Source organism: Spirosoma fluminis (genome assembly GCF_054778895.1).
Genome location: NZ_BAAGZD010000044.1, coordinates 164,711 through 179,209 on the forward strand (window position 1 = coordinate 164,711; position 14,499 = coordinate 179,209).

A 14,499-nucleotide genomic window follows, 5' to 3' on the forward strand; every position below is an offset into this window, starting at 1 on the left:
GATGGCTCAATTTTTTTTGATAAATTGGCTTGCCTGCCGAATAAGCCGAAGTGCGAATTAACTTGGGAGAAGCCCCCTTCACTATTCGCCGAAGCCAATCGTTCCTATACGCTTTCAGTATATTCGTGAGCGAAAAAACGCTTCGGATCGGGTATATGGATTAAGAAGGGATTGGAATCCGCTTTAATCGATTACATTGGCCGGGTTACCAACCTACACGCATCGGATGGAAAAACGAAATATTATTGTGGTAGGTGCATCGGCTGGTGGCATCGAGGCCTTCCAACAGCTCATGGTCGGCCTACCCCCAGATCTGGACGCGTCCATTTTTATCGTCTGGCACATGGCGCCCACCGTTCGTGGCGTATTACCCCAGCTTCTGAGCCGGTTTACCACCATTCCCGTTGCCCATGCCTACGACAACGAGCCCATTCAGATGGGCCGCATTTACGTAGCGCCACCCGATCATCATCTACTGATCGAATACGGCCACGTCCGCGTCACCCACGGGCCCAAGGAAAACCGCTTTCGACCCGCTATTGATCCGCTGTTTCGGTCAGCCGCCTATGCGTATGGCAACCGGGTCATGGGTATGCTCTTATCGGGGGCACTCGACGACGGAACGGCAGGCCTTTGGGCCATCAAACACCGGGGTGGGCTGGCGCTGGTCCAGGACCCCCAGGAAGCCCTCGTTGCCGCCATGCCCGAGAATGCCATCCGCCAGGTAGCCGTCGATTATGTTCTTCCCGTAGCCCAGTTAGCGACGCAATTGGTTCAATTAGTTGGAGAAGACGTTTCAGAACCCCCGCTGGTTTCTATGGAAGAGAATAAAAAAACGAACATGGAAATTCGCATCGCAGCCGACGAGACGGCCCTGGGAATGAACGTATTCGAGTACGGTCAACCCAGTCGCTATGCGTGCCCGGAGTGCCACGGCGTACTCACGCAAATTAAGGAGGGTCCGCTGGCACGCTTCCGCTGCCATACCGGTCATGCCTACTCGGCCGATACGCTGCTGGCCGCCATCACGGAGCAGATCGAGGATAGCCTTTACGGCGCTATTCGGGCAGTAGACGAAAGTGTAATTTTACTTAACCGATTGGGCGATCAACTGGCCGAGGCCAATCAGCCCAAACAGGCTGGTCTTTATTTTCAGAAAGCCCAGGAGGCCCTCCAGCGCGGAGAACTCATTCGGCAGGCCATTCGCGTGCAGGAGCCCTTGAGTCTTGAAAGTCTTCCTCAACCCGAAACCGATACAGCCGACAATGATCGGCTTTAGGAGCTATGTACTCCCAATACACCACCCATAAGCAGCCTAACAGAATCCAGTGAGTAAGAAAAAAACAGCGTCAAAAAAAACCGACAAGACCGTTCCGGCTCAGACCATGATCGTTGGCATTGGCTGCTCAGCGGGTGGGGTCGAAGCGCTGACCCGGTTTTTTGAGCAGGTCACCGCCCATTCAGGCCTGGCCTACGTCGTTATTCTACACCTCTCTCCCGATTATGATAGCCAGCTTACTCAGATTCTGCAGAGTGTGGCCAGCATTCCGGTCATCAAGGTGGAGGAACGGGTACCGGTCGTCGCCAATCACGTGTACGTAGTTCCCCCCGATAAGCACCTGCAAATGGCCGATGGGGACATCCTCGTCTTACCGAATGCGCGGATCGAAGACCGGCGGGCTCCCGTGGACATTTTCTTTCGCACCCTGGCCGAGTCCCACGGCGCCCTGGCCGTCGCGGTGATCCTGTCGGGAACGGGCGCCAATGGCTCCATGGGCCTCAAGCGGATCAAGGAAGAGGGCGGGGCGGCTTTTGTGCAGAGCCCCCGCGAGGCTGCCTTCAACGAAATGCCGCGCCAGGCCATCGCCACCGGGCTGGTGGATGACATTCTGCCCGTTGCCCAGATTCCGGCAAAGCTGCTGGCTTACGCCAAAAATCGGGATACCGTCGTCATCAGCCTGGAGCCCCGGTCGGATGTGGAAAATCAGCAGCAGGCCCTGCGCGAGGTGTTCGCCCAACTCCGCCAACGTACCGGCCACGACTTTTCCAATTACAAGCGTCCTACACTGCTGCGTCGGCTGGAGCGTAGGATCAACGTCCGTAACCTGCCGGGATTGCCCGAGTACGTAGCCTTTCTGCGGGAGCATCCCGAAGAAACCCAGTCGCTGCTCAACGATCTGCTGATCTCGGTTACCAACTTTTTTCGTGATAAACCCGTCTTTACCACCCTGGAGCAGCAGGTGATCCCACTGCTGACCCACGAAAAAAGGGGAGATAACACTTTGCGCATCTGGGTGGCCGGGTGCGCCACGGGCGAAGAAGCTTACTCGCTGGCCATGCTGTGCGCTGAACGCACGATGGATGTTCTGGACGCACCCCGCGTGCAGATCTTCGCCACCGACATCGATCAGGCCGCCATTGCTATCGCCCGCGAAGGGCTGTATACCCTCAACGATGCCGCCGACGTATCGCCCGAGCGGCTGCGTCGCTTTTTCACCCCCGAAGGCGAGCAATACCGCATCCGGCGGGAGATTCGGGAGATGGTCCTGTTCGCTTACCACAATGTGCTTAAAGACCCGCCTTTTTCCCGGCTGAACCTGGTAAGCTGCCGCAACCTGCTCATCTACCTGAATCAGACCGCGCAGCAGCGAGTGCTGGAAATCATCCACTTCGCCCTGAATCCCGGCGGTTACCTATTGCTGGGTTTGTCTGAAACCACTGACGGCACCAGCGACCTGTTTGCTCCGGTGAATCGGGAACAGCACCTGTTCCAGAGTCGCTCCGTACCGACGCGCACCTTTCCCGTACCCGAATCGAGTACGTTGCTGGCCTCCCAGCGAGAATCCGCACCCGAACCGGTCCCTAGGATAGATGAGCGCCCGAACGTACGGCTGAGTTACGGGGAGTTGCACCAGCGGTTGCTGGAACAGTATGCTCCCCCATCCATTATTGTGAATGACGAATACGACATCCTGCACGTATCGGAACGGGCGGGACGCTACCTCCAGATTAGCGGGGGCGAACCGTCCAAAAATCTGTTGAAGCTCATCCGGCCCGAATTGCGGCTGGAACTGCGCACGGCGTTCTACCAGGCCAGCCAGCAGCAAATGAATGTCGCGGTGCGTCAGCTCAAACTGCGCCTGGACGACCAGATCCAGACGCTGACCCTCCACGTGCGTCCGGTCACGGGTGAGGGCGATTCGGCCCGGGGGTTCATGCTGGTCCTTTTTGAACCTACGCCCGAGGAGGATGTCGAACCAGACCGGGTGCTGACCTCAGTTGAACCCGTTGCCCATCACCTGGAAGAAGAATTGATTCGGGCCAAAGCGCAGTTACGGTCGGCCAATGAGCACCACGAACTACAGGCTGAAGAACTCAAAGCGACCAACGAAGAACTACAGGCCATCAACGAGGAACTGCGTTCGTCGGCCGAAGAGCTGGAAACCAGTAAGGAAGAGCTTCAGTCGATTAATGAAGAGTTGACGACGGTTAACCAGGAACTGAAAATAAAAGTGGAAGAAATTTCACTGGTGGGCGACAACCTGCAGAACCTGATTAACTCGACCGACATGGCCACCCTGTTTCTGGACCGCAGTTTACGGGTGAATCTGTTTACGCCAGCCACGCGGGAGATTTTCAATTTGATCCCCACGGATTTCGGGAGACCGCTGACCGACATTACCCACCGGTTAGCCTATACCTACCTGCCAGCGGATATGGAACGGGTACTGGCGACCCTCCAGCCCGTGGAGCGGGAAGTGAGAACCACCAACAGGCGTGTGTATCTGATGCGCGTGCTGCCTTACCGAACGACCGACGACCGCATCAATGGCATTGTCCTGACCTTCGTCGACATCACCCCGCGCAAGGCCGCTGAAGAAGCCAGCTATTTTCTGGCTTCCATCATCGAATCATCGCAGGATTCGGTCATCACGCTCAATTTTGAGGGTGTTATCACCAGTTGGAACAAAGCCTCTGAAGCCCTGTATGGCTATTCGGCCGCCGAAGCCATCGGGCAGTCGCTCGGGATGCTCACGTTGCCCCAGGACTTGATTGAGGTCCTGAATCTGGCTGAAAAAATCAAACAGTCCCAGCGAGTTGAAACGCACGAAACCGTTCGCATCACGAAGGATGGGCAGGAACTAATACTGGAAGTGGTGCTCTCGCCGGTGAAAGATCTTCAGGGGCAGGTCATCGGCGTGTCGAGTGTAGCCCGCGACATCACGCAGCGCAAGGCCGCCGAAGAAATCCTGCGGGAGTCGGATCAGCGGAAAGACGAGTTTTTGGCCATGCTGGCCCACGAACTGCGCAATCCGCTGGCCCCCGTCCGCAACACCCTGCAAACACTGGGCCTGAGCGCCGGCCAGAACAAGACCATGAGCGCGGCCCTCGTCCTGATGAATCGCCAGGTCGATCATCTGGTTCGGCTGGTCGATGACTTACTGGACGTGAGCCGGATTAACCGGGGGAAGATTACCTTACGGCTGGAACCGCTCGATCTGAATACGCTGCTACAGGAAGCCTCAGCGGCCGTGCAGCCTCTTTTTGAGCAGCGCCGAACCGAATTGTCGGTTTCCGCATCGAATGAGCCAATCTACGTACAGGGCGATGCAACCCGGCTGACGCAGGTTATCACTAATCTGCTGACCAACGGTGCCCGCTATACTCCCGATGGTGGCCACGTCTGGATCCGGTTAGACCAGGTGAGTCAGGGGGCGGACGTAATGGCCCGCCTGCGGGTTAGCGACAACGGTATCGGCCTGGCCGATGATCAGTTGGAGCGTATTTTCGACTTGTTTGCCCAGGTCGATAATTCCCCCGCCCGTTCGCAGGGCGGGTTGGGCCTGGGCCTGACGCTGGTCAAACGACTGGTTGAGCTGCACGGGGGGCGGGTGGAAGCCCGGAGCCCTGGGCTGGGACAAGGGAGCGAGTTCGTGGTTTACCTACCTGTTCTAGCAGACATCAACGGGCACACGGATACCAAACCGATTCCTGCCGAATCGGCCACGCCGAAACAACGCATCCTGGTCGTGGATGATAATCAGGACGCGGCCGATTCGTTCGCCATGCTACTGGAATTAAGCGGTTATACCGTTGCTGTAGGCTACAGCGGTGAGCAGGCGATAACGGCTGCCGGGCAGGGTCAGCCGGAGATTATACTGCTCGACATCGGAATGCCCGGTCTGAATGGCTATGAAACGGCCCGGCTGATCCGGCAACAGGACTGGGGCCGCAGCCTGATCCTGATCGCCCTGACAGGCTACGGGCAGGCCGACGACAAACGGCTGAGTCAGGAAGCAGGTTTCGATGGGCACCTGGTCAAACCCGTCGAGCTGGAGTCATTATTCCAGTTGCTGGCGTCGATCATTCCGCCGAAACCCCGTCCTGCCTCCTAACCCTTGTCGCGACTCAATTGACTACCTAATCAAATTCAGCCATGACCAGCTCAACCGAGGATAACAAAAGACAATGCAGGCAATTAGCCGACTACCTGGTTACACATCGGGAGACGGTCCTGAATCGGTGGCCGATAACAGGCAAGCCGGATAAAGCCATTCAAAAGGGCTCCCGTCTGGTCGGCGAGAAGTTGGTCGATCCGCTCCCGGCCCTGCTGACTTTTTTTACGCAGGGTATTGCGGGTGAGCTTCAGGAAAGCGATCTGGTGGCAAGAGCCTGTCACCATCAGATTCACCGGTGGCAACACGGCTATCCGCTAACGGACCTGCTGGCGGAGTTAGACAACTTCTATGATAGTTTAGATACAGAAATTCAGCACTTCCTGGAACGCTATCCCCAAACGCTCCCCGGCGTGATTGCCCAGGCATATACGCAGCTACGTCAACTGGCAAAGACCGTCAACAGAGGTATGGCCCTGCCGGTTGATCAATTACGGCAAACAGGAGCCGACGGGCAGATGAAAACACTTCAGGCCGAGCTTGACCGTCTCCAGCAGGGAAATAGCCAGCGCGTGGATCGTCTGCGTCAGGTCACCCATGATCTGCACAGTTACCTGGGTATTATTGCCACAGCAGCCAGTATATTACGGGAGGTGATCAAGGACGATGATGAGGTAAGATACCGGGATATGATTAGCCGGAATGTGAGCGCAGCCAACCACCTGATTAATCAATTGCTGACTGACGCTCAGGCGGAGTAGATCCGTCCTGAACGTAGCTCAACCCGGCGGCAGGGTAACTGTATGCCACCAGTATTGCCGCAGAGACTCTACATAAAGCAGCCACTGGGCATGACTGGCCGGTTTAACAATGTAGGAATTAGCACCCAACTCGTAGCCCTGCTGAACATCCGGTTGCCGGGTTGACTGGGATAGCAGCGTAATGGGAATCAAGCGGTAAGGCGAATCCTTTCGCTTTACCTGTTCGATAATACGTAAGCCATCGTCAGCGAGCGGCAGGTACAGATCTAACAAAATCAATCGGGGCAATTTCTGTTTAGTATCCAGACAGTAACGAAGCTGGTCAAACGCTGATTCCCCGGTTGAAGCGATCAACAAATCCACCTCCGGCATACAATCGTGCAGCACAGTCTGGATTATATCGCACTGATCTGCATTATCGTCGATGATGAGAATTTTAGTTCTCTGTACGTTACGCCGGGTCGTGGCCGGTGGCCGGTAGGGTTCATTCATGATCGGGCAGGTTTCGAACGAGGGTAACTATAAAGTGTTCATTCGACTGACCCGACGATCAAATGAACACTGATTAACAGGGCGGTAACGTATTGGTATCCCCAAAATCAGATTGCAGTTGCCTTTGATAGACTTCGAAGACTGCCCGCTTGTATCGGCCCAGTAAGCGTTTAAATTGCGGACAGGGTAAGGCCGGTTTGGGCGGGGGGGCCTGGGGATTCGTAAGCGGCTCCGGCGGGGCTTGCTGAAGCTGTTTCCAGAATAGCCAGTCCTGGTCTGACAGATGCTTTTTCAGGTAAGCGTCTTTGGCCTGCTCAGGAGCCGTCTGCACGTCGGGCCATTGTTGGCGAAAGCGCTTAATCGCCTGTACAATGCGCCCGATAGCGGCTAATTCATCGATAGCTGGGTCCATAATTTGGTTTAATGGCTTCATCGTAACGTGTGGGTAAACCCGCCACGTTACGGCGGTAGCTGACGGGTATGCGTATACTCTGAAAGAAGTCGGGGGAAATCAGATTGGTGTTTAACTACACCAGATTAGTAGCTCTGTTTTTCCACCGGTTATGCGACCATAACCAGTACATAGGTGCCTGGGTAATAATCCGTTCAAGGGCCTGATAATACTGTCGGGTGATGGCCATCGGTGCCGTCCGGCTGGCCTGCTCACAGAGTAACCGAAAGGTAAATTGGTACTGAAACCGAGCCGTTTGACGAGCCTCAATATTCACCACGGCTGCATTGGACAACACCGCCATGCGTTCTGCACCGGTCTGCACGGCCGTATCCTGATGGAGAAACGGCAGCTGGTATTTGGCACTTCCGGGACCGGGACGCTGATCGGCAATCAGGAGCAGCAAAGGTAAATCATCGGGTTGTTGCAGTACGGTTAAAGCCTGTCGGTAAAAGCTTTGTTTAGGAATCATTCGCATACCCAGATGCGACCGTAAGCGAATCAGCACCTGATCGAGCCAGCGGTTTTTGAGGGGACTATAGGCCGTATAAACCGGGTAGTCGGTCAGTTGAGGTAGTCTGGCCAGGTATTCCCAATTTCCGTAATGCGACGCCAGCAGAACGACCGGACGGTGAGCCTGGTGCAAAGCCGACAGCAAATGAGGATTCGTAAAACGGGCCAGTTGCGCCCGCTGCCGGGCAGAAGCGAAGAAGAATAAAAACGGTTCGACGCACAAATCACTCATGTGTCGATAATAGGCATTCGTCAGCTTCCTGTACTGCTGGGCTGACTGGCCAGGAAAAGCGTTCGTCAGATTGGTTACAATCGTCCTGTATCGGTACCGGAGTCCATACCGCAGTGTCACAAACACAATAAAAGAAAAACCCTTCGCGATACAGATGAGCCAATTCCAGGTGAAAGCAGGAGTTTTGGAGGCCGTTGCCGTTGAGTTACCCATTTGCCAAAGTTCACCCGTTCATCTGGCTTACCCTATGATTGTAAACCGGATAACCAAGATGGCTATCAGTCACCTTACTGACCAATGTCAACATATCCCCTGATGTTTATCGACATGTCAATGTTTGAGCCGGGTCAGTCGGTCAATGTCCAGTAGCGTAATCTGACTGCCCGAAAGCTCCAGCATCCCTTCGGTCCGTAGATCACTCAGCACCCGAATAACGGTTTCCATCGACGCACCCACCAGTTGAGCCCAGCTCTCCCGCGACAACGTTATAGACGAAGATTGGTTAGCGCGCGGCAGGGCCATATTACGCTTCGACTCGTCTACATGAGCATAAAATTTCCGGTGAACCAGCAGCAGGGCCTCCGTTACCCGTTTGCGGACGGGCTGATACGCCAGTTTGAGCAGGCGTTCGTCGCGCTGGCTTAGTTCGTTGGCCAGCAGACGCATGAAGTAGAGCCCTATATCAGGATGATTCGTTAAGAGCGTCAGGAATTCGGCTTGCGGAATCAGACAGATCTCCGCGTCCAGCAGCACTTCGGCGGATTCGCCATAGGGAGTGTCCTGTAATAAGCCCGGCAAACCGACAAAATCACCTTCGCCCGCTAAGGCCATGATGAATAGGTTGGCGGAAGCGTCCGTTTTGAAACGCTTGACCTGCCCACTCCGGATATAATAAAGATATGCCGGCGTATCGCCTTCCGCGTACAGAACTTGTTTTTTGGGGTAGCGAAGGGTCGAATACGGAAGCCCATCTGCCTGACGGAACGTATCCAGAAAATCGGTCAGTCCGGGTTGGTCGATGGGTCGATGCGACTGTTCGGCTTTTTTAAGCCGAAGTTCGATAGCCGCCAGCAGGTCAATGTCGTCGATGGGCTTGGTCAGGTAATCATCCGCTCCCAAACTCATGCCGCTACGGATATGTTCGGGGTCAATTTTTGCCGTCAGAAAAATAAAAGGGATTCGGGCCGTATTGGGATCTCTGGTCAGAATATGTAAAACGCCATAGCCATCTAATTCGGGCATCATGACGTCGCATAGAATCAAATCGGGACTGGTCGTGCGGGCGAGTGCCACGCCCTGTCTGCCGTTTTCAGCCTGAACAACCTGGTATTGAGCTAGCTTCAATATCTCCGCGATGTTTTCGCGAACTTCCTGTTTGTCTTCGATAACCAGAATCGTTTTCATGCCCGCTCGCTCAGTAACGGCAGTTGGACCGTAAAGGCCGTTCCCTTGCCTACCTCACTCGTAAAGCTAATGGATCCCCCCAGCAGGTCCACGTAGCGTTTGGCCAGATACAGCCCCAGGCCCACGCCCTGAATATGAATGGCATTCCGGGCGCGAAAAAAGTGGGTAAACAACTTGTCTTTGTCCGAATCGGGAATCCCGATTCCCTGATCGGTTACGGTAAAAACAACCTGACCGTTTAGAATCGTGCTGGTTAAGTGGATGTCTGTCCCATCGGCGGAGTACTTACTGGCGTTGGTTAATAAATTAAACAGACTATTTTTCAGGAGCGGCTTATCCAGCCTGAGCCGCACTGTACCCGTTTGCGGCTGGTAGTGGAAGTGCTGCCCGGGTTTGGCTGTGGCCTGCACAGCCGTAATCACCTCCCGGCACAGTGCGGTAAGCTCCAGCATCTGGGGAGTGCTTTGCAAGTCATACTGATCGACCCGGCTGATCGCCAGAAACCCATCGAGCATTGTGGTCAGGTTACCCACGGCGGCTTTAATACGCTGTACATGGCGCTCCCGATTGTCGCCCTCCTCCGAACCACTATAGCGGCCAATGAGCGAAGCCGAAGAGAGAATGGTCATCATCGGCGTACGAAACTCATGAGACGCCAGGTTAATAAAGTTTGATTTTAACTCATTTAACTCCCGTTCCTGCACCAACAGCCTGCCTTGTTCTGCTTCCAGCTGACGACGCTGCGCCACTACGGTCTGCGCTTCCCCCAGGGCGGCCTGAACCCGACCCAGTTCCTTTCGACAGTCGTCTATCTGCTGGAGCAGATCCCGGTTTGTCTGTTCGAGTTGAGTCAGCGAACGACTGGCTTGGTGGTCTTCCTCAGGTTGTTCAGCGGGTAGGTCGTTCATCGTTTTGGTTGATAAAGGAGCCGTTCATAGGGAGCGTATCAAAGTGCGCCGGTACGTTTATTTGCGGTATATTTCCTGTACATATCTCGGATCGACGTGATGCCCATTTAATAAGTAACGTAGGTATCGAAGAAGGCAGTGTGCCTGGGCAAAGGTGATTATTAATAAACGATTAGGATATGACGCCCATCAACTTTGGCTATGACGCCTGCCAGATGGCAATTGATTTTTGTCCTGTACTACGTCTTTCCACTAATCAGCGCGATTAACCTGGCGCGTAGAGACCTGGTGGATTCTTTCCGTTGAATCGCTTCTAACAGGTCGGCCTGCTGTCGGTGCTCACTGGCCGATAAAGGCCGGTACGTAATATCCTGCATTAAGAGGAGCACACCATCTCCTGATTTCAGGGCAAGCTGATCGTACTTTCTAACTTCCCCATCTAATCGATACGCTTTTATCCATAAGCCGGGCTGTCCTGAATAAACCACCTCGATTAACTCCGCCAGCACACCTGTTTCAACCACATCGGGGCTTAGCACCGTCAAAGGCTGACGCATCAGATCCTGTTCGGGATAGCTGGTCAATGCCTGTTGCATCGGGTTGACTAATCGATACTGAAAGTCAGCGATTTGGCCGGTTACGTTGCGGACCGCCTGCAGCAAAGCAACCCCGGTTGGAGCCGCATTGATCAGCATCCGGACCGGCTCGGTACTTAACCAATCGAACGGAAAAAGTTCGTCCTGAGCATCGGCTGGCATGGGCGGCTGAGATTGACGCATTGAATCACTGGGTTGAAGACGCAAACGACACCGGTCTGCTCTGGCCAGTATCCATCAGGTATGCCACTAAGTAAATAAAAAAAGCAGATAATGCCAATGAAACAGGGCAACCGGAGAAGCGGGGGACTTTAATGAATTACTCTACCAGATCAACTGCCGTTCATGACCAGATTTTCATAAGTTTTTTATATAGATCACGCACCTGCCGCTTTTCATAATCGGTGTTTAGTGTCTGTTCGGCATAATCCATGAGCAGTTCGGCCTGCTGCTTCAGAACAGGCTTACGGTCGTCGTCGCAAACAGCCTCGTTTACCAGCGCCAGCGCCCGAAGTAGTCTGCGGAGTACGGCGTGGTTTCCTTTTGCGTTGATACGGGGCAGGTCGAAAGCCAGTTGGATATAAGCATCGAAGTCCGAACTCCGTACCAGTACCCGTAAGTGCTTCCCGTCGGAGCGCAGCCTGGCCGGAAACTCGCGCTGGGCCAATTGTTCGCTAACGGCACCGAGGTAATCGACGGCCATAATGGCGGTAGTTGTATCGTTGATACCCGGTGAGAGTGCTTTCAACGCGATGTCGACCAACTGCTGAATGCCGAATGCGACATCCTGCTCTACGTTGCGGTGCCGGCCGATACTGACATAATCCATCAGATCAGCGGGCCAGTCAGCTTCCTCCGGGTCAGGTCGTTCCATATCACTTCGAACACTGAACAGCACCGTCCCTTCGCCGATAAACGCACCCATTTCTTTCTCGATACGTAGTACTACCCGGTTACGAGTCGCCCATTTGAGTAAGCCGTCGGTATTGATTAGTTGGAGATAACCCGACTGGCTGGCCTTTACCGGATGCCAGCCCGTTTGCCCGTCGGTGTACTGTAAAGCGGCTTTGGCTTTCTGGGGGTCATCAATCGGTTCGCCAAACTGGTCGGGAAATAACTCATTAACCGCTTTGCCCGTTTCGTGAAAAATGTGCTGAACAATGGTACCCGTCTGAAGCGATTCGGCGATGTGATGAATAAAGAAGATCAGGGCCGCTACACCACCCAGCGCCAGGAGCAGCCCTACTAACACGGCCGTTGAGGGCACAAACTTCACCTCGTCGGTACCCCGGATGGTTCCCAGTACAATCAGGCAATAGCCAAACACACCGACGAAATAGCCTATGGTAATCTGGTTGACCCGGTCGCGCATAAAGTTACGTAGTACCCTGGGCGAATACTGACTGCTCACCTGCGAAATCGTGGATAGAGTAAGCGAAAAGGCCAGGGCTGCTACGGTCAGCATGGAGCCCGAAATGGCCGACAACATCCCCCGGGCGCCGTCGGCCCCCGAAGCGAATAGGAGCGGGAATCGTTTGGCACCGTGCCAACTGGTCGTTGCATCAAATTCAACCAGCCCGTAGGCTAGCCCGAAGGAGGCCAGGACCATCAGACCCGGCACAAACCAGAGCGATTCCTGAAGTTGTTGCCAATATTGACGAAATCGAGTAGGCATCTGAAATGTTTAAAGTCTATTGAGCAAACCGGCCCACAGCCGAATAGTTAGAATCGACTGTCGATAGACATAAAAGCGCTTCATCAACCGATTGACCAACAGTGTGATAGTACAAGTAAACGACAGCTTGACCATACTTCTCAACGAACAATCAGTCCTTTGTTCACAATCCGCTATAGTACCCGCTTGACAGAATAGACCATGCCGTTCGTCGCGCGGACGCCGGCCTGTAGGACTTCGGCGATTGTACCAGATTGTATCTTATCGAAACGGTGTTCACCTGTGCGCCAGCCTAAATTTTATGTAGGCAGGCTAACCGTAAAAAGTTAATCAGATAATAAGCCGTACCCCACCGAGTTCTTCGACGCGGTACTGGAAACGCTGGCCGGGGGAGCCGATGAACATGAAATTAGTCGGTATACACCATTTTTCGCATAGCTCCTGAATCAGTTCAGGACCAAAATAGCCATTGATCCGTTCATACGTTATGTCAATCTCAGGGTAGGCACGGTCCAGGGTTTCGATGTCCCGGTGCAGGTGTTCCGGTGCTTTAAAATGCTCATTCTCAATCGTTACAATACGCAGCCGGTTGGTTTCCTCGTTACCCTGAATATAAATCATGACTCGATTCAATGAGGCTATATCGTCTCCCTTCGAAAAAAAGATAAACTCCTGATCGTTGATTTCTTTAATGGTCTGGTTCGTCCAGCTCGTCAATCGCTCGATGCTCCGTTTAAGCGGTCTGAACAAATATAAAATCACCGATAAAAAACCCGTTAAGATCAGCGACCGGTCCATCATCATCAGGGCAATCAAGAAGGTAGGTATAAAGTATTCAAAAAAGACCCAGACGTACTTCGGGTTCAGCATGACGTTACCCAAAAGTGCGATGGTCACCGCAATCAGCGCCAGCAATACTGAACTAACGGTGGCTTTTTCGGGACGGGGCAGTCGTTTTCGGCGGAGTTTGAGCAGCAGATTCCCAATGCCGAACAAGCCCATCACTGACAGGAATGAAATGGTATAGACTCCCGCCAGCGCCTGCAGGTTTCCGCTCGTGCTTAACAAAATAGCCACACAGAGTGCAAAAAACAGGAAAAGAATGTAGTAGGGGGCCTGACGGCTATTTTCTTTCAGGAAAAACTGGGGGAAAATCCGATCCAGCGTCATCCGTTTCATCAGTCCACTGACCCCCACAAACGAAGTGAGAACGGCCCCGCTTAATACCAGCATAGCATCGAAGGAAACCAGCCACGAAAGCCACTGGCCACCAGAACGCTCACCCATAAACGCCAGCAGGGATTCCTGATGGTTACGCACTTCGCCAATCGGCATGATACTTAAAGCCAGGAGGGCAATCAGCGGATTAAACACCGTTACGATAATCCACATATTGCGCAACGTTTTCGGAAAAACACCCCGGTCCTGTTCTTCGACATAGTTGGCCGAGCTTTCGAAGCCCGAAATACCCAGCATGGCTGCCGCAAAGCCCGCAAAAAGCTGAAAGGAAATACTATGCTCGGATTTCGCAGCAAAATTGACTGAAAACTGGCTCACACCATTGGTGAGTACGTACCACCCACAAACCACACATAAGACAACCAGCGTGGCTAAATGGATAAGAAAGATGATGATGGCGGCTTTCGATGACTCTTTAAGCCCCAGTAAGTTGAGCAGAAAAAACAGCAGTAAAAGGCCCACGGTGCCGACCATAATCGGTACTGTCGGGAAGAACGAAACCGCGTAATGAATGGCTTCATTAGCCGAAATGACACTCGTCGCTACGTAGGAGAGGATAGTCAGACAGGCTGCCAGCGAAGCCGCCGACTTGTTGGCTGAGTTGAGCAGGACGTTGTAAGCCCCGCCATTGAGCGGTAACGCGCCGACCACTTCGCCGTAAATTTTTCGAAACAAAAACAACGTACCGCCCACCAGGAGCAGCGAAATCCAGGCGTATTGACCGGCATATAAAATACTCAGTGCTGATACGTAGAGACACGAGGAACTAATGTCGTTACCACAGATGGCGGTGGCAGGCAGTTCACTAAGTTTGGTGTGTGTGCTCATTCGT

Annotated in this window: 11 protein-coding genes; 3 read left to right on the forward strand and 8 right to left on the reverse strand. The window is 53.7% G+C overall.

Features of this window, described 5'->3' with window-relative positions:
* Positions 1-226 precede the first annotated feature (226 nt).
* Genes ACYVBJ_RS27060 through ACYVBJ_RS27070 form a run of 3 tightly spaced genes read left to right on the forward strand, consistent with a single transcriptional unit; the run spans position 227 to position 6,157 of the window.
* The gene (locus ACYVBJ_RS27060; protein WP_460985413.1) at positions 227-1,279 is read left to right on the forward strand and encodes a chemotaxis protein CheB; all 1,053 of its coding nucleotides are present in this window, start codon (positions 227-229) and stop codon (positions 1,277-1,279) included.
* Between the two features lie 49 nt (positions 1,280-1,328).
* Positions 1,329-5,396 carry a CheR family methyltransferase gene (locus ACYVBJ_RS27065; protein WP_460985414.1) on the forward strand — a complete coding sequence of 1,356 codons (4,068 nt, stop codon included), beginning with the start codon at positions 1,329-1,331 and terminating at the stop codon, positions 5,394-5,396.
* Between the two features lie 41 nt (positions 5,397-5,437).
* Positions 5,438-6,157 carry an ATP-binding protein gene (locus ACYVBJ_RS27070; RefSeq protein WP_460985415.1) on the forward strand — a complete coding sequence of 240 codons (720 nt, stop codon included), beginning with the start codon at positions 5,438-5,440 and terminating at the stop codon, positions 6,155-6,157.
* 18 nt (positions 6,158-6,175) lie between these two features.
* On the opposite strand, the gene ACYVBJ_RS27075 is transcribed toward ACYVBJ_RS27070, so the two are convergent.
* The 8 genes from ACYVBJ_RS27075 to ACYVBJ_RS27110 all read right to left on the reverse strand — a co-directional run bounded on the left by ACYVBJ_RS27075 (position 6,176) and on the right by ACYVBJ_RS27110 (position 14,495).
* The gene (locus ACYVBJ_RS27075) at positions 6,176-6,649 is read right to left on the reverse strand and encodes a response regulator (RefSeq protein ID WP_460985416.1); all 474 of its coding nucleotides are present in this window, start codon (positions 6,647-6,649) and stop codon (positions 6,176-6,178) included.
* Between the two features lie 73 nt (positions 6,650-6,722).
* Positions 6,723-7,082 (reverse strand): hypothetical protein, encoded by a 360-nt coding sequence (locus ACYVBJ_RS27080; protein ID WP_460985417.1) that lies wholly within the window; start codon positions 7,080-7,082, stop codon positions 6,723-6,725.
* A gap of 94 nt (positions 7,083-7,176) precedes the next feature.
* The gene (locus ACYVBJ_RS27085) at positions 7,177-8,058 is read right to left on the reverse strand and encodes a lysophospholipid acyltransferase family protein (RefSeq protein WP_460985418.1); all 882 of its coding nucleotides are present in this window, start codon (positions 8,056-8,058) and stop codon (positions 7,177-7,179) included.
* A 117-nt stretch (positions 8,059-8,175) separates the two neighbouring features.
* The gene (locus tag ACYVBJ_RS27090) at positions 8,176-9,249 is read right to left on the reverse strand and encodes a response regulator (protein WP_460985419.1); all 1,074 of its coding nucleotides are present in this window, start codon (positions 9,247-9,249) and stop codon (positions 8,176-8,178) included.
* Complete coding sequence (locus ACYVBJ_RS27095) at positions 9,246-10,157, reverse strand: sensor histidine kinase (RefSeq protein ID WP_460985420.1); 912 nt, start codon at positions 10,155-10,157, stop codon at positions 9,246-9,248. Before ACYVBJ_RS27095 ends, ACYVBJ_RS27090 begins: the two co-directional genes overlap by 4 nt.
* Before the next feature lie 239 nt (positions 10,158-10,396).
* The gene (locus tag ACYVBJ_RS27100) at positions 10,397-10,936 is read right to left on the reverse strand and encodes a hypothetical protein (RefSeq protein ID WP_460985421.1); all 540 of its coding nucleotides are present in this window, start codon (positions 10,934-10,936) and stop codon (positions 10,397-10,399) included.
* Between the two features lie 160 nt (positions 10,937-11,096).
* A complete protein-coding gene (locus ACYVBJ_RS27105) occupies positions 11,097-12,428 on the reverse strand; it encodes a DUF2254 domain-containing protein (RefSeq protein WP_460985422.1) in 1,332 nt (443 codons plus the stop codon).
* 330 nt (positions 12,429-12,758) lie between these two features.
* Complete coding sequence (locus tag ACYVBJ_RS27110) at positions 12,759-14,495, reverse strand: APC family permease (RefSeq protein WP_460985423.1); 1,737 nt, start codon at positions 14,493-14,495, stop codon at positions 12,759-12,761.
* Positions 14,496-14,499: the final 4 nt, after the last annotated feature.